16 protein-coding genes are annotated in these 13683 nt (G+C 65.1%); 9 read left to right on the forward strand and 7 right to left on the reverse strand.

All coding sequences use genetic code 11. From position 1 onward, the window contains the following. Positions 1 to 166 precede the first annotated feature (166 nt). Positions 167 to 664, forward strand: a complete 498-nt coding sequence (locus KBZ15_RS02065; protein ID WP_255012966.1) for a hypothetical protein — start codon at positions 167 to 169, stop codon at positions 662 to 664. Between the two features lie 3 nt (positions 665 to 667). Continuing rightward, positions 668 to 1837, forward strand: coding sequence for a LysM peptidoglycan-binding domain-containing protein (locus KBZ15_RS02070; protein WP_255012968.1), 1170 nt, complete (start codon positions 668 to 670; stop codon positions 1835 to 1837). A gap of 262 nt (positions 1838 to 2099) precedes the next feature. Here the strand turns inward: KBZ15_RS02070 and KBZ15_RS02075 are convergent, their stop codons facing one another. Continuing rightward, positions 2100 to 2294 (reverse strand): hypothetical protein, encoded by a 195-nt coding sequence (locus KBZ15_RS02075; RefSeq protein ID WP_180667569.1) that lies wholly within the window; start codon positions 2292 to 2294, stop codon positions 2100 to 2102. 95 nt (positions 2295 to 2389) lie between these two features. Between KBZ15_RS02075 and KBZ15_RS02080 the strand changes: the two genes are divergently transcribed. The 5 genes from KBZ15_RS02080 to KBZ15_RS02100 are packed head-to-tail and all read left to right on the forward strand — an operon-like array spanning position 2390 to position 6594. Beyond that, positions 2390 to 3412, forward strand: a complete 1023-nt coding sequence (locus tag KBZ15_RS02080; protein ID WP_255012970.1) for a GTP-binding protein — start codon at positions 2390 to 2392, stop codon at positions 3410 to 3412. Then, the gene (locus KBZ15_RS02085) at positions 3409 to 4158 is read left to right on the forward strand and encodes a GTP-binding protein (RefSeq protein ID WP_255012972.1); all 750 of its coding nucleotides are present in this window, start codon (positions 3409 to 3411) and stop codon (positions 4156 to 4158) included. Before KBZ15_RS02080 ends, KBZ15_RS02085 begins: the two co-directional genes overlap by 4 nt. A 5-nt stretch (positions 4159 to 4163) precedes the next feature. After that, positions 4164 to 4985 (forward strand): metallophosphoesterase, encoded by an 822-nt coding sequence (locus tag KBZ15_RS02090; protein ID WP_255012974.1) that lies wholly within the window; start codon positions 4164 to 4166, stop codon positions 4983 to 4985. Continuing rightward, the gene (locus KBZ15_RS02095) at positions 4985 to 5695 is read left to right on the forward strand and encodes a phosphoesterase (RefSeq protein WP_255012976.1); all 711 of its coding nucleotides are present in this window, start codon (positions 4985 to 4987) and stop codon (positions 5693 to 5695) included. The genes KBZ15_RS02090 and KBZ15_RS02095 overlap by 1 nt, the downstream gene beginning before the upstream one ends. Further along, complete coding sequence (locus KBZ15_RS02100) at positions 5692 to 6594, forward strand: alpha/beta fold hydrolase (RefSeq protein WP_255012978.1); 903 nt, start codon at positions 5692 to 5694, stop codon at positions 6592 to 6594. Before KBZ15_RS02095 ends, KBZ15_RS02100 begins: the two co-directional genes overlap by 4 nt. Here the strand turns inward: KBZ15_RS02100 and KBZ15_RS02105 are convergent. From KBZ15_RS02105 to KBZ15_RS02130, 6 genes are all read right to left on the reverse strand, one after another. After that, entirely contained in the window at positions 6503 to 7396 is an 894-nt protein-coding gene (locus tag KBZ15_RS02105) for a metal ABC transporter permease (protein ID WP_255012980.1), read from the reverse strand. The genes KBZ15_RS02100 and KBZ15_RS02105 overlap by 92 nt on opposite strands. Beyond that, positions 7389 to 8180 (reverse strand): metal ABC transporter ATP-binding protein, encoded by a 792-nt coding sequence (locus tag KBZ15_RS02110; RefSeq protein WP_255012982.1) that lies wholly within the window; start codon positions 8178 to 8180, stop codon positions 7389 to 7391. Before KBZ15_RS02110 ends, KBZ15_RS02105 begins: the two co-directional genes overlap by 8 nt. Continuing rightward, positions 8177 to 9124, reverse strand: coding sequence for a metal ABC transporter substrate-binding protein (locus KBZ15_RS02115; protein WP_255012984.1), 948 nt, complete (start codon positions 9122 to 9124; stop codon positions 8177 to 8179). Before KBZ15_RS02115 ends, KBZ15_RS02110 begins: the two co-directional genes overlap by 4 nt. A gap of 88 nt (positions 9125 to 9212) precedes the next feature. Continuing rightward, a complete protein-coding gene (gene hisI / locus KBZ15_RS02120) occupies positions 9213 to 9833 on the reverse strand; it encodes a phosphoribosyl-AMP cyclohydrolase (RefSeq protein ID WP_255012986.1) in 621 nt (206 codons plus the stop codon). Between the two features lie 5 nt (positions 9834 to 9838). Continuing rightward, on the reverse strand, positions 9839 to 10945 hold the full coding sequence (locus tag KBZ15_RS02125; protein WP_255012987.1) for a WD40 repeat domain-containing protein: 1107 nt from the start codon (positions 10943 to 10945) through the stop codon (positions 9839 to 9841). Then, complete coding sequence (locus tag KBZ15_RS02130; RefSeq protein ID WP_254932350.1) at positions 10938 to 11378, reverse strand: hypothetical protein; 441 nt, start codon at positions 11376 to 11378, stop codon at positions 10938 to 10940. The genes KBZ15_RS02125 and KBZ15_RS02130 overlap by 8 nt, the downstream gene beginning before the upstream one ends. A 153-nt stretch (positions 11379 to 11531) precedes the next feature. On the opposite strand from KBZ15_RS02130, the gene KBZ15_RS02135 reads away from it, so the two are divergent. Together KBZ15_RS02135 and cysS are read left to right on the forward strand one after the other, a co-directional pair. After that, positions 11532 to 12230: an SgcJ/EcaC family oxidoreductase gene (locus KBZ15_RS02135; RefSeq protein ID WP_255012989.1), complete on the forward strand. Its 699-nt coding sequence runs from the start codon at positions 11532 to 11534 to the stop codon at positions 12228 to 12230. Further along, on the forward strand, positions 12230 to 13681 hold the full coding sequence (cysS, locus tag KBZ15_RS02140; protein WP_255012991.1) for a cysteine--tRNA ligase: 1452 nt from the start codon (positions 12230 to 12232) through the stop codon (positions 13679 to 13681). Before KBZ15_RS02135 ends, cysS begins: the two co-directional genes overlap by 1 nt. Positions 13682 to 13683: the final 2 nt, after the last annotated feature.

Consider the following 13683-nt stretch of genomic DNA (forward strand, 5'->3'; position numbering starts at 1 on the left):
ATTTGCCCACTGGTGCCGCCGCAGCCACCGCGTAAACCCCAGCCCTCAGTGCAGGAGTGGCTGGTGCTGCACGAGCGGGGGGTGATCGACGGGGCCGAGCTGCGCCAGCAGCTGGGACTGGGCGAGATCACTGGGGGCAGCAGCAGCTGAGCTGGCAACGGGGGGTATGACCCAGCCCTCCCCGCCCACCTGCAGCTGGCGCCACGGTGACGCCGAGGCCCTACGCATCGCTCTTTCCATCCCGGTTACCAGTGCTGCCCTAGCGGCCCTGAACCGGGAGATGGCCCTGCTCCAGACCCACTACCCCACGGGCGTGTGCACCGCCCAAGGCCACCTCGATGCAATCGCGGGCCTGGATCAGCAGCTGGCCTCCTTAACCCCGGCGGAGGTAAACAGCCCGGTGCGCAGCAAGCGCAAAGGCGTGGCCGGTGGGGTCGTTCCCAACCCGCTGCCGCTGAGCAAATTGGCGGTGGTCGAGTACGCCACTGAGCTGCTGCTGGAGGAAACCGAAAGCGAGTGGAACCCCGCTGGCCCATCACCAGCAGTGGTGCTGAACAGGCAGAGAAGTCAGCACATCGGCCAGCTGGCGCTGCTGCTGCCGCGGCTCCAGAACTGGCGCCAATGCACGACCGATCCCTTCCAGGGATCTCTGGTGCGGGGTTGAGCGATGGAGCAGCCCCTCTCGCCGCTGAACCAGGGACTTAACCCCGTGCGATCTGCAGGGCAGTGGGGCCAGCTGGTGGGATTGCCAGCGGCCTCACCCGCAATCGACAGCCGGGTGGCCCTGCCGGTGGCGGCGCCCCTATGGCTCGCGTTGCAGCCCTATGCCAATGCCCGCCTCTGCCTGTTTGAGGTGGACCGGCCCGAGAGCCGCAGTCCGGTTCCTATCCGCCGCCACGTGATCGACTGCTTTCTGGAGCAGGGCGGCATCGTGGGCGGCTACAACGACACCGCCCTCACCGACCCGGGTGATGTGCTGCTGCAGGGCTACCTCTGCCGCTCAGCAATCCTGCCGGTGAGCACCAGCAACACCTTTGACTGGCTTACGGCCGAGCTGGCCTGGGCCACCCCAGGCTTTCGTGATGAGGCGCCGCTGCCCTGGGACCCAACGCTGCTGGGCACGGTGCAGGCTCCCTGCCAGGGGGTGATGTGGCTGGGGGACCTAGCCCAGCTGTCGCCCCAGGGCGGACTGCCATCTGGCGGTCGGCCCCAGTTCGCCGGCTGCCTGGTGCAGCACTTCGGGGCGGACTACGGCCCCGGTGGCATTGGTTTATTGGTGCAGCCGCTGCTGGGGGAGGCCATCCAGCTGGTGCTCAGGCCCCACAGCGTGCTGGTGCTTAGAGCTGGCGACACGTTGAACCTGATCGCCGAGCGCTACGGCACCACCGTGGCCACCTTGCGGCGGAGCAACCCGCAGCTGGAAAGCACCCAGGCGATCACCGCAGTTGAGGGTGATTCGTTGGCGGTGCTGGCTGGCCGGCACGGAACAACAGAAGAGAAGCTGCGCAGCCTCAACCCGGTGCTGCAGCAGAGCGAGGCCTACCTCACCAGAGAGGGCGAGACGTTGAGCAGCGTGGCGAGCGAGCAGAACCTCAGCCTCTCCCTGCTGCGCGAGTTCAACCCTGAGCTGAGCAGCTGGCCCAGCGAGGAACCGTTGCCGCCTGGCACCACCCTGCTGCTGCCCGTCTACCGCTCCACCACGCCAATCCCGGCCGGGATGCAACTGCTGGTGCCGGGTTATCTGCCCTCCACTCCCTTACCTGCTGGGGAGTGGATCTACCTGCCAGCGAGGCGCTCTGCTCCCGTGCTGGACGAGGCAGTGGAGTCGATCGGTTGAACCAGGTAGCAGGGTTCAGGCGTACAGGGGCTAGCGCTCGAGATGCCTCTGCCAGGGATATCCCCTTGCTGATGACCGCCATCGAGTTTCAGAACAAAACGCGCGTGCACCCTCTCTATGGCTGCATGTCCCGGAGGCCAGGGCAAGGAGGCTTGCACGCCACTGTTGAACCAAGGTGTTGCGATCAACAGCAACGGCAAACCGATCAACCTCCAGGCGATCAGTGCCTCCAGAAAATGTCGATGGAAGCCGGTGGCACGGCCTACTGGTCTACGGACTGGTGTGCAAGAAAGTGTTTGATCATCTGTTCCATGCCCTTCTGAGTGCGGCCATGGGGCCTCAAACCCTGTTCGGCCCAGGCGCGATCGAGTTGCTGGCGCAGGTCTTCCGGAATCCAGCAAGAGAGCATCACCTTGCCGGTTCGGCTTGAGGTGCAGTGGCGGTCAGAGGCCGACATGGCGAATCGTGTACATGTGCACAATCTGCCATCACGCGCAGCCCGACCAGCGCTCAATGCCAGAATGAAAACCGTTCTCAATCTGTGTCGCGGTCATGGTCCCTCCAGCGGAGCAGTCCCAGGCGCAGGTGCCCGTCACCCTGCTCACCGGCTTCCTCGGCGCTGGTAAGACCACCCTGCTTAACCACATCCTCAGCAACCAGCAGGGGCTGCGCAGCGCCGTGCTGGTCAATGAATTCGGTGAGGTGGGGATCGACAACGAGCTCGTGGTGGCCACCAGTGATCAGATGGTGGAGCTCAGCAACGGCTGCATCTGCTGCTCGATCAATGGGGAGCTGCAGGAGGCGGTGCATCGGGTGCTCGAACGCCCCGAGCCACTGGATCTGATCGTGGTGGAAACCACCGGCCTAGCCGATCCGCTTCCCGTGGCCATGACGTTCATGGCCGGGGACCTGCGCGATCGGCTGCGGCTCGATTCGATCATCACCGTGATCGATGCCGAACACTTCAGCGTCACAGCCCTCGAAAGCCCGATCGCTCGCGCCCAGGTGGTTTATGGCGACATCCTGCTGCTCAACAAAGCCGACCTGGTTGATGAGCTACGGCTGAAGGAGGTTGAGGCCGAGCTGCGGGCGATCAAAACCGACGCACGAATTCTGCGGGCCAGCCGCGGTGATGTTCCCTTGGGCCTGCTGCTGAGCGTGGGGTTGTTTGAAACTGATCGCCTGGCATCGCTCCAGGCCCAGGAAGATGCCCATGAACAACATCACAACCACGGGGATCACCACCACCACGAGCATCACCACCATCCCCACACCCCGGAGCTGGAGGGCTTCAGTTCCGTGAGCCTGGCGGTGGAGGCGCCGTTCGATCTGAGGCGCTTCCAGCACTTCCTTGACATCCAGCTGCCTGAATCGGTGTTCCGCGCCAAAGGGGTGCTCTGGTTCCGCGAAAGCGAACGGCGCCATTTGTTTCACCTCTGCGGCAAGCGCTTCACGATCGATGACTCCGACTGGCCCGATGGCTCAGAGCGCCACACCAAAGTGGTGGTGATCGGCAAGGGCATTGACCAGGCAACGCTTAAGGCCCAGCTCGAGGCCTGCGTAGCGCTGCCATGAGCCAGACCCTGCTGATCTCTGGACCGCCTGGCTGCGGTAAAACCAGCTGGATCCTGAAGCGGGTCCAGGCTCATCGAGGCCCATGCGGGTATCTGCGGCTGGCCGGCTACCCCGACGAAGGGCTAGCCCAGGCGCCTGACGGCGGTATCGATCTGGCCTACCTGCAGGACCAGTTCCCGAGGCTGCTGGATCTGGCCGATCTCGATCAGGCCCTGGCACCAAGGCCGGAGCACCTTCTGGCGCTGATTGAACTACCCCAGTTCCAGCCGCCGACGGAATCGGGTCTTGGTGGGGTGGACCGGCGCGTGATTCCCCAACTGGAGGCCTTGCATCTCAAGCCCGACGAGCATTTGCACTTCGGGCGAGATACCGCCTTGCCCCGCCAGGACACCCTGGATTTCACCAGTTTGCAGGCCTGGGAAAGGAACCTGGCTGGGAGTGTGTGGGATCCGGCCAGCCTGAGCAGCTTCTGGTTTGAACTGGTGAACGGCGCCTATGGCGATGTGTATCGCGCCAAGGCCCTGATGAACCTGCCCGATGGCCGGGCCTTCTTCTGCAACTGGATGGTGAGCCAGGAGGGCTCCCAGTTTCTGCCTTTGCAGACGAGTGCCCCGCCCGACTGCCGCCCGGAGCGCCTGTCCCTCCTGGTCGTGCAGGGCAAGGACCTCGAACCTGCCGCCATCGAGGTCACCCTCGCCGACTGCCTGCTCAGCGAGGCCCCGTCCCATCCATCCCCTGCTACCTGATCGCCATGGCCCACGCCGTGATCTCCTGCCTGCACGCCAACCACGCCGCCCTGGAGGCCGTGCTCGCCGACATCGACCAACAGGGCATCGACACCATCACCTGCCTGGGCGATCTGGTGGGCTACGGCCCCCAGCCCAATGAGGTGGTGGAGTTAATCCGTCAGCGCGCCATCCCCACCTGCCAGGGCTGCTGGGATGAGGACATCATCGAAGGCCTCAACGCCTGCGACTGCAGCTACCCCTCCCAGCTGGCGGAAAGGCGAGGCCATCTGGCCCATCAGTGGACGGCCGATCAGCTGAGCGAGGAGAACAAAGATTTTCTTGCCAACCTGCCGATGTCGCTGCGGCGCGATCGGCTGCTGTTCGTCCATGGCAGTCCCAACAGTCAGCACGAATACCTGCTGCCTGACATGGATGCCTTCGCGGCGCTGGAGCGGGTCGAAACCGCCGGAGCCGACACCCTGTTCTGTGGTCATACCCATCATCCCTATGTGAGGGAGCTGCGGGATGGATCGATCCGGGTGCGCGTGCAGGAAGGTGTAGCCAGCGGCGGCCCATCTGTAGAAAGAGAAATCAATTTGCCGGTGCGCCGCATCATCAACGCCGGCTCGGTGGGGGAACCGCGGCACGGCGGCACCAGCGCCACTTACGTGATTCACGACGAAGCCGCGGACAGCGTGGAGATCCGGGAGGTTCCCTACGACGTGGAGCGCACCTGCCGGGCCATCGTCGAATCCGGCCTGCCGCCGATCTTCGCGTGGCGCCTGCGCCATGGCTTCGAATACGCCGAGCGGGCCGATGACGCCAGCCACGTGTGTGAGCGCTGATGGCACGCTGGGCCTTAATAAGTGGTCTGCGCGGAGATCTGGAGGCCTATGAGGCCATCCAGGAAGATCTGCGCCACACCCGGCGGGTGGACACCCTTTTTGTGTTGGGGGATGTGATCGGTCCGGCACGGAATTGCGATGCCCTGCTGAGCCGGTTGCAGCAGCCGCGTCGTGGCGAACTGCAGCCGCAGTGCCTATATGGCTGGTGGGAGGACCAGCTGTTGGCCGAACGGGGATACCGGGGCGGGCGGCGAGCCGATGCCCTGCGCCTCAGCCAGGGGGAGACGGCCGTGGATGCCCTGCTCCAGGCCGTGGATCCTGGCCACATGGGCTGGCTGGCGGAGCTGCAGTTCGGCTTCATCGAGCTCGACTGCGCCCTGCTGCATGGCAGCTCGGCCACCGTGGAAGACAGCCTGGGCCCGGACAGCTCACCCCTGTTGTTGCTTGATCGGCTCACCCGCATGGAGGTGAACCGGCTGTTCACAGCGCGCAGCGGCCAGCAGTTCAGCATCGAACTCACTGGCGGCGGCATTGAGTCGCAGGTGCGGGATCTGGAGGGCCAACGGCACCAGCAGCAGAGCGTTCCCAAGCGCCAGGTGATCGGCATCGGGGCTGGCGTCCACTACACCATCTACGACCCCGGCACTGATCGCTTTGACTTTCTTACCGCCGGCAGCAGGTCCCAGCAGCGGGCGCGGGGGTTTGCATGACCCCGCAGCTGGGGGGGACTTTGGAGACCCTGCAGGTTGACCTGGCCGGCCGACAGCTGCGCTTGGTGCTGGAGCGCCGGGGGCCTGCGGCGGCCCCCCTTTGGTTGCTGCTGCCGGCGCTGAGCACCGTGTCGAGCCGCGGTGAATGGAAAGCCTTTGCGAATGTGATGGGCGATCGGCGCCAGCTGGTGAGCTTCGACTGGCCCGGTTTCGGCGACAGTGACCGGCCAGCGATTGCCTACGACGCCGCCCTGCTGCGCTCGGCGCTGCGGGCCGTGCTCTCCTACCTCCGCACCACAACCCCTCAGCTGCCAATTGTGGTTGCCGCCGGCCACAGTGCCTCGGTGGCCCTGGGGCTGGCCACCGAATGGTCTGGGCTGTGGCAGGAGCTTGTGCTGGTGGCCCCCACCTGGCGCGGGCCCCTGCCGACGATGACCGGCTTGCCGCAGCAGCAGTTCAACTGGCTGCGGAGTCTTGTGGCAGCACCATGGATCGGCCCGGCGCTCTACCGGCTCAACACCAGCCGAATGCTGCTGCGCCTGATGCTGCGGCGTCATGTCTGGGTCGCCCCCGCCCTGCTCACACCGGCTCGGATCCGCGAACAGCAGCTTCTTGCCCGCCGCCCCGGAGCGCGCTTTGCCAGCGTGGCCTTCGTGAGCGGTGGCCTTGATCCGGTAGGTGATCGCACTTGGTGGCTGCAGCAGGCGCGGTTGCTCAAATGCCCGCTGCAGGTGGTGCTGGCGGCTGAGGCTCCGCCGCGCTCAAAGAAAGAGATGGAGGTTCTGGCCTGGGAGGCGGCTGATCAGCTCAGCGTGATTCCTGGTCGACTGGGGCTGCACCAGGAATTTGGGGCCCTACTGGCACGGCAACTGCTGGAGAGTTGCGTGTCTGCTGGCTGACCAGCAGCGCCAGCAGGAATCCTGCAAATTGCACGATCACCACACACGGACCGGAGGGCAGGTTGGTGAGGCCCGAGCCCAGTAGGCCAAGCAATGCACAGCTGCCGCCCAAGGTGGCTGAGGCGAGGGCATAGAGCGGGAAGTGGCGGCTCACGAGCCGCCCCCCGCAGGCAGGGATCACCACAAAGGCGCTGATCAGTAGCACTCCCACCGCTTTGATTGACACCGCCACCACTACCGCCAGCAGCACGATGAAGATCAGGCGGTGACGGTTGGCCCTCACCCCGAAGGCTCCAGCGAGATCGCTGTTGAGGGTGAGCAGCACCTGGGCCCGCAGGCTCAAGGCGAGATAGCCCAATGCAATCAGCAGCAGCAGGCCGATCACCACCAGATCGCTCCAGCTGATGCCGAGGATGTCGCCGAACAGCAGCTGCTGGATGCCGCCGCGGTAGGTCTCCACCAGGCTCAGGGCCACCACCGCAAAGGCCAGGGAGGTGGAATACACGATGTTCAGCAGGGCGTCTGCCGGCAGGCCACTGCGGGCCACCAGCTGGTTCACCAGCAGGGCGAACACCACCGCGAAAGGGATCAGCACCAGGGTGGGATTGATCCCCAGCAGGATTCCCAGGCTGATGCCCAGCAGGGCGGAATGACCGAGGGCATCGCTGAAGAACGAGAGCTGACGCAGCACTGCGAAACTGCCCAGTAGCCCACCTAGGGCGCCGGTAAGCAAGCCGCCGAGCAGGGCCCGCTGCATGAAGGGCTGGCCAACAATCTCCAGCAAGCCTGCGGCATCAGCCATGGCCAGCAATCCCGGCATGGTTATGGCGGTAAGGCACCACATTGGGGCCATAGAGCTCGGCCAGCCGCGCCGCACTGAGGGCATGGTCGGGGGCACCGCTGCAACGCAGGCGCCGATTTAGGCACAACACCTGATTACAGCTGCGGCGCACCATCTCCAGATCGTGCGAGACCTGCAGCACGGTCCAGCCTTCCTGGCGGCGCAGATCCAGCAGCAGCTCCTGGAACTGCTCACTGCTGGGAGCATCCAGACCCGCCTGAGCCTCATCGAGCACCAGCAACTGGCGGTGCCGCACCACACAGAAGGCCAGCAACACCCGCTTGAGCTGACCGCCAGATAGCTCGCTGAGCCGGCGTTCTGCCAGGTCCTGGCAGCCGGTGCGCTCCAGGGCACGCTGCACGGCGTTGCATCTGCGCCTGTTTCCCAGCCAGGCCAAGCTCAGGCCTGGTGGATCAAAGCCAAAGCCCACGAATTCACCCACCGTGAGCGGGAAGCGGCCCTGCAACGCCAGGCTCTGGGGCAAGTAGGCGATCTGGGCACGCACCGCACGGGGCAATTCGCCCGCCGGACCGAGCGCATGGCCAAGGATCCGAACGGACCCTGCCGCCCTGGGCAGCAGACCCAACAAAGCAGCTACCAGGCTGCTTTTGCCGGCGCCGTTGGGACCCACCAGGGCCGTGTCGGTTTCGCGGGCGAGCTGAAAGCACACCTGCTCCACAGCCAGCTGCTCGCCACGGCGAACGCTCAGGCCTTCAACCGACAGCACTGGGGCGTTGTCTGTCATTGGCCGAAGGCCTGGCGTAGATCAGCCACGTTGCGGCGCATCACGCTGACGTAGGTGGCCGGATTCCGCGAGGCTTCCTCCGAGGCCGTCTCCATCGGATCGAACACCACCACCTTCACGCCCAGATCTTTGGCCAGGGTATTGAAGGAGCGGCTGCCTTCCTGGGGCTCGCTGAGCAGGGCCTTGAGCTGGCTGCTCTTCACCTCGGCCGCCACCCGCTGCAGATCAGCCGGTGATGGATTGAGCTCGGGCACATCCACCAAGTAATCAGCTTTGAGCCCATAGCGCTGGGCGAAATAGGGGGCGAAGTCGTGGAAGGCCACAAACGTTTTGCCCTGATAGGGCTCAAGTTGGCTGGCGATCTCGCTGTTCAGCTGTTTCAACTGAGCGGTGAAAGCAGCAGCGTTGCGCCGGTAGCCCTCAGCGCAGCTGGGATCGGCCTGGATCAGGCCATCGCGGATGGTTGCCACCTGCTGCACCGCCCGCAGAGGATCCAGCCAGATGTGGGGATTAACAGCGCCGTGATCAGGATCACCGTCATGTCCATCCTCGTGCTCCGCCGACTCCAGGGTGGTGACGCCGCGGCTGGAATCAATCACCTTGAGCTGGGAATTGCCTGCGGAGGCCACGAGCTTGTCGAGGAACGCCTCCATCCCCAGCCCGTTCTTCACCAGCACCCCTGCCTGGCGCAGGGCCGTCAGATCGCCCGGTTTGGCCTGGAAGTCGTGGGGGCCCAGGTTGGGAGGGATAAGTGCGGTGACCGTGGCGCAGTCGCCCGCCACCGCCTTGGTGAACAGGGTGATCGGCAGGAAGGTGGTCATCACCTTGAAGCCCTTGCCATCGGAGCCGGAGTCATTGGCCTGCCGCGGGGCTCCGCAGGCAACCAGGAAGAGAGCCAGCCCCAGCAGACCCGTGAGCCGCAGAGAGGAGAAGAGAGAGCTCATCAGGATTCAGACAACAAGAGTGGATGGCCCATCAGTGAAACCAGGGCGGCGACCCTCACGACAGAAGGAGCTGCAATGAGAATCATTCTTATCGTAACGGAGACTGTTTCGCCTTTTTGAGCACGTCACGCCAGGAGAAGCCGCGGGCGGCGAGGCCTTGCTGCAGAGCGTCCAGCAGCGCCAGGGCGTGGTCAAGATCCTCACCGTCCACGCCCTGATGCCAGTCCTCGGTCAGCTGCTGGCAGGCCGCATCAAGCCCAGCAGCAGCGGTGATGGCGCCGCCGCTGGTGCGCCCATCTGGCCGAAGTCGGGCTCGTGCGCTGAGTGCATCGACCGGCGGAGGCAGGGCCTGGGGGCCTCCGCCGGTTGGCGTGTCACCGTCTTCAAAAAAACAACTGCGGGCGCCGGTGTGGCAAGCCACATCCCCCACCTGCTGCACGCTTAGCAGCAGCACGTCTGCATCGCAGTCGTAGCGAAACCCCCGCAGCAGCTGGATGTGTCCGCTGGTTGCTCCTTTGTGCCAGAGCTGCTGGCGCGAGCGGCTCCAGTAGTGCACCTGCCCGGTCTCAAACGTGGCCAGTAGCGATGGGCGGGTCATCCAGGCCAACATCAACACCGCACCGTCGAGCCAGTCCTGCGTGATGGCGGGGATCAAGCCATCGGCGTTGAAACGCAGGTGATCGACGCAGGCGCGTGGCCATCGCTCCATGGCGCTCATGCCCTGGCCCCCTCATCCGGATCGAGGGGCCACATCACCCAGCCGCCCTCCTCACCGCCAGCTGCCAGGGCCTTGCGGTCGGCTCGCCAGGCCACGCTGCTGAGCGCCTGGCCATTCAGTTCGAGCACCTGGAGCAGGGATCCGGCTTCCGACCACAGCGCCGCGGTGCCATCACGCGAGGCCGTGACGATCGGGGCCTGGGCAGGGCCACAGGCCAGCGCTGAGATCCGATCCAGATGAAAGGGCAGCAGCACGGCGTTCCAGGCCTCAAGGTCACCCCCCTGGCCCGACCACACCACAGCGGCCTCCGCCGCTGCGACCAGCAGCCCTTGCTGTCCGCTGGCCAACCGCGACAGCGCCAGCGCATGGATCTTGCCCGGCAGGTCACCTACGCCAAGCATGGGTTGCTGCAGATCCCGCCACAGCACCAGGCGGCGATCCAGCAAACCAGCTACGAGCCAAGGGGGGTCCGATCCCCAAACCAGCTGCAGAACCGCCGAGCCGGTTTCCAGGTGCAGCGGCTCCATGGCCCGATGGGTAGGAGCCGGTGTCAGCGGCAGGCGCCAGATCCACACCCCCTGGCCCGTGCCCGCCGCCAGTTGATCGCCCGTTGGGCTCCAGCTCAATGCCATCACCGCAGCCCCCGGGATGCGCAGAGGCGGCAGCCAGATCTGAGCCTCGCTGTGCCAGAGGCAGATCTCCGCTCCCCGTGCCACCGCCAGCAACACGCCATACGGTTGCCACGCCAGTTGATCAATCCAGCCCCCCAGTGGCGGCACCGGCCTCTGTTCGGGCACGTCTCCGTCCAGTTGCCAGAGCGAGAGCACACCACCCTCACCGGCGGCAGCCAGCCGGCTGCCACAGCTGGAAAAACCCAGGGCGTCAAAGCCCTTGCTACCGGCAGCGGTGGCCTCCTGCAAGGGCCAGTCCACGCCGGCCGCGAAATCCACAAGGATGAAATCCCCAGCAGCGCTGGTGATGGCCAATTGGGCAGCCTGGGGAGCCCAGGCCAAGCCGGTGATGCATCCCTGAACCTTGCCGCGCAGTTGCTCCTTCACCGGTCCTTGGGCCGTGGCTGATGCGGGCTGCGAGAGCTCAACCATCACGGGTGCTGCACTCCAACAGCTGGTTGAGCCGCATCCGCTGCTCGCCGTGCGGATCAGGGGCCAGCTCACCGACCAGCTCCTGAGCCAAGCGCTCGACAGCCTGCGGCCACTCCACCTCACCGGTGCGCTGCAGCAGCAGCTCCACCGAAAGCAGCCAGGCCTGCAGAGCCCTGAGATCGCTGAGCACCTGCCGCCGACCGATGGTCTGCCGCGCCAGGGAGGACGGTTCGCTGGCGAGGTGCTGGACAACAGCCGCCGTCAGGCTCTGCATGGCCTGGAGGCAGGCCCAGAGCTGCTGTTGCTGCCCCCGCAGGCTGTCCTGCCGTCGCAGCAGCCCATCGTGAAGCCGCTCGAAGCGCTCCTGCTCCTCGGGTGAGGGTTCCTGTTCCCAGGGGTCCTGACCAGAGAATTCCCGCGCGTCCGAAGTCATCGGCAGACGCCGGAGCCAGGGGGACGAGAGCAGCACCAAATGCTCCGCATCAGCAAACGATAATCATTCTCGTAAGATAGCTGCTTGGTGTTGTCCGCCTTGGCCATGCAGCGCAGAACAGCTTCACGGCAGGGGCAGAGCCCCATCACCCCAGTGGCACGCGCACCTGAGAAGCCCGCGCCTGTGCTGACCGTGGCGCTGCAGGCCACGGACCTTAGTGGCAGGCGGCAAACCGAACGGCAACTCCTCTCCCTGGCTGTTGGTCAAGACACACTTCCGGCCTGGCTGGAAATGGAGTTGGCAGGCCTGCAGCCAGGAACCACAAGGCGCTGGCGCGTGGGGCCTCGCCAGCGGCCCCTGGCACTGGTGGGCCATTCCCTCCTGCCCAGCAACGGGCTGATTTGGTTGCAGGTGGAGCTGCTCGAATCCCGCCAGCCCTCACTGCCAGGGGATGGGCCCAGTGGTTGCGCCTTGATCAGCCAGGCCGAGGTTCAGATGCTGTTTGAACGCTGGAACAAAGCGTTGCAGAGCCGGGATCCGGAACGAATAGCGCACTTGTACAGCCGCGATGCGGTGCTGCTGCCAACGCTCTCTGATGAGCCCCGAACAGACCATGACAGCATCGTGGACTATTTCAGCCACTTTCTGCAGAAGCGACCCAGCGGTGAGATCAGCCAGCGGGAAATACTGATCGGCTGCAACATGGTGCAGGACGCAGGTTTATACAACTTCCGCTTCCTTGACGGCAGCAATGCCCAGGCCCGCTACAGCTTCATCTATGTGCTCGAGGATGGTGAGTGGAAAATCTCACACCATCACTCCTCCTTGCTGCCGGAAGCGTCAGGGAGCTGATGGAACCCCTCACGATCCAACTTCACGACAGCCTGAGCCGGCTCAAGCGCCCCCTGCAGCTGGGACAACCTGATCGGGTGACGCTGTATGTGTGCGGCCCCACCGTCTATGACTTGCCCCACATTGGGAATGCCAGGCCGGCTGTGGTCTTTGATGTGTTGGTGCGCTTGCTTCGCCACGCCTATCGGCAGGTGATCTATGTGCGCAACTTCACCGATGTCGATGACAAGATTAACGCGGCGGCAGCCTCAAAGGGGGTGCCCATTCGCACGATCACGGAGCGCACGATTGCCGCGTATCAGGCCGACATGCGCGCTCTGCATGTGCTTCCACCGGACCGGGAGCCCCGCGTCACCGAGCACATCAGCGACATCCAGCTCCTGATCGCCCAACTGCTGGATCGTGGCCATGCCTATGTGGCGGCGGGCCATGTGCTGTTCGAGGTGGCCAGCTTTGCCGGCTACGGCCAGCTCTCCGGCCGCACGAAGGAAGGAATGCAGGCCGGCGCCCGCGTGGAGGTGGCGCCGTTCAAGCGCGATCCCATGGATTTCGTGCTCTGGAAACCCTCCAGTCCCGACCTGTCGGGCTGGGAGAGTCCCTGGGGTCGCGGAAGGCCCGGCTGGCACGTGGAATGCACGGCCATGATCCAGCGCCACCTAGGTTTCCCGATCGACATCCACGGCGGCGGCCAGGATCTGATCTTTCCCCATCACGAGAACGAGATCGCCCAGGGCTGTGCCGCCACCGGTCTGCCCTACTGCCACACCTGGCTGCACAACAGCTTCATCACCGTGGCTGGGCAGAAGATGTCCAAATCCCTCGGCAATGTGCTGCTGGTCCGAGATCTGCTTCTGCAGGTTCCCGGTGAAGTTCTCCGCTTAGCCCTGCTGGCCAGCCACTACCGCCAACCGCTGGACTGGAATCAGGAGCGTCTCGTGCAGGCCAAGCGCACGTTGGCGGCCTTCTACAGGGCCCTGACCTGTGGCGACACCGCGACAGGTGTTGGCGCGACTGGCAACGAGGGCGAACCGGATCCGATCGTGCTGCAGGCCCTGGCGGACGATCTCAACATCTCCGCCACCCTTGCCCGCCTGCATGGCATGAGCCGGGAGCTGCAACGCGCCAGCTCCGCTGCTGAGCGGGAATCGCTCAGGGCCAGCCTGCTCGCCTCAGGCCGTCTGCTCGGCTTGCTGCAGCAGGATCCCCATCAGGCCCTGGCCGCCTTGCAGGCCCCGTCCCAGCAGCTCGAACGGTCGCAGCCGAAGCTGATCGAGGGGGCCATCGCCGAGCTCCAGAAGCGCCGCCTCCAGGCCCGTCAGGACGGCGATTTTCAGTTGGCCGACCGGTTGCGGCGTCAGCTGATCGAGGCGGGGGTGATGGTCGCAGACGGCAGGGCCTGCCGTCCGATCGCTCCACCAACCCCTGCTGGACCCTCCCATCACCATGGCTGAAA

This window comes from Cyanobium sp. BA20m-p-22 (assembly GCF_024346275.1).
Classification (GTDB): domain Bacteria; phylum Cyanobacteriota; class Cyanobacteriia; order PCC-6307; family Cyanobiaceae; genus Cyanobium_A.

Bases quoted from the DNA above. Each gene is read 5' to 3' on its own strand.
- KBZ15_RS02080 (WP_255012970.1), top strand. From the start codon at position 2,390: ATGGTCCCTCCAGCGGAGCAGTCCCAGGCGCAGGTGCCCGTCACCCTG.
- hisI (WP_255012986.1), bottom strand. From the start codon at position 9,833: ATGGAGCGATGGCCACGCGCCTGCGTCGATCACCTGCGTTTCAACGCC.
- KBZ15_RS02090 (WP_255012974.1), top strand. From the start codon at position 4,164: ATGGCCCACGCCGTGATCTCCTGCCTGCACGCCAACCACGCCGCCCTG.
- KBZ15_RS02115 (WP_255012984.1), bottom strand. From the start codon at position 9,124: ATGAGCTCTCTCTTCTCCTCTCTGCGGCTCACGGGTCTGCTGGGGCTG.
- cysS (WP_255012991.1), top strand. From the start codon at position 12,230: ATGGAACCCCTCACGATCCAACTTCACGACAGCCTGAGCCGGCTCAAG.
- KBZ15_RS02075 (WP_180667569.1), bottom strand. From the start codon at position 2,294: ATGTCGGCCTCTGACCGCCACTGCACCTCAAGCCGAACCGGCAAGGTG.
- KBZ15_RS02095 (WP_255012976.1), top strand. From the start codon at position 4,985: ATGGCACGCTGGGCCTTAATAAGTGGTCTGCGCGGAGATCTGGAGGCC.
- KBZ15_RS02130 (WP_254932350.1), bottom strand. From the start codon at position 11,378: ATGACTTCGGACGCGCGGGAATTCTCTGGTCAGGACCCCTGGGAACAG.
- KBZ15_RS02070 (WP_255012968.1), top strand. From the start codon at position 668: ATGGAGCAGCCCCTCTCGCCGCTGAACCAGGGACTTAACCCCGTGCGA.
- KBZ15_RS02110 (WP_255012982.1), bottom strand. From the start codon at position 8,180: ATGACAGACAACGCCCCAGTGCTGTCGGTTGAAGGCCTGAGCGTTCGC.
- KBZ15_RS02100 (WP_255012978.1), top strand. From the start codon at position 5,692: ATGACCCCGCAGCTGGGGGGGACTTTGGAGACCCTGCAGGTTGACCTG.
- KBZ15_RS02085 (WP_255012972.1), top strand. From the start codon at position 3,409: ATGAGCCAGACCCTGCTGATCTCTGGACCGCCTGGCTGCGGTAAAACC.
- KBZ15_RS02065 (WP_255012966.1), top strand. From the start codon at position 167: ATGACCCAGCCCTCCCCGCCCACCTGCAGCTGGCGCCACGGTGACGCC.
- KBZ15_RS02125 (WP_255012987.1), bottom strand. From the start codon at position 10,945: ATGGTTGAGCTCTCGCAGCCCGCATCAGCCACGGCCCAAGGACCGGTG.
- KBZ15_RS02105 (WP_255012980.1), bottom strand. From the start codon at position 7,396: ATGGCTGATGCCGCAGGCTTGCTGGAGATTGTTGGCCAGCCCTTCATG.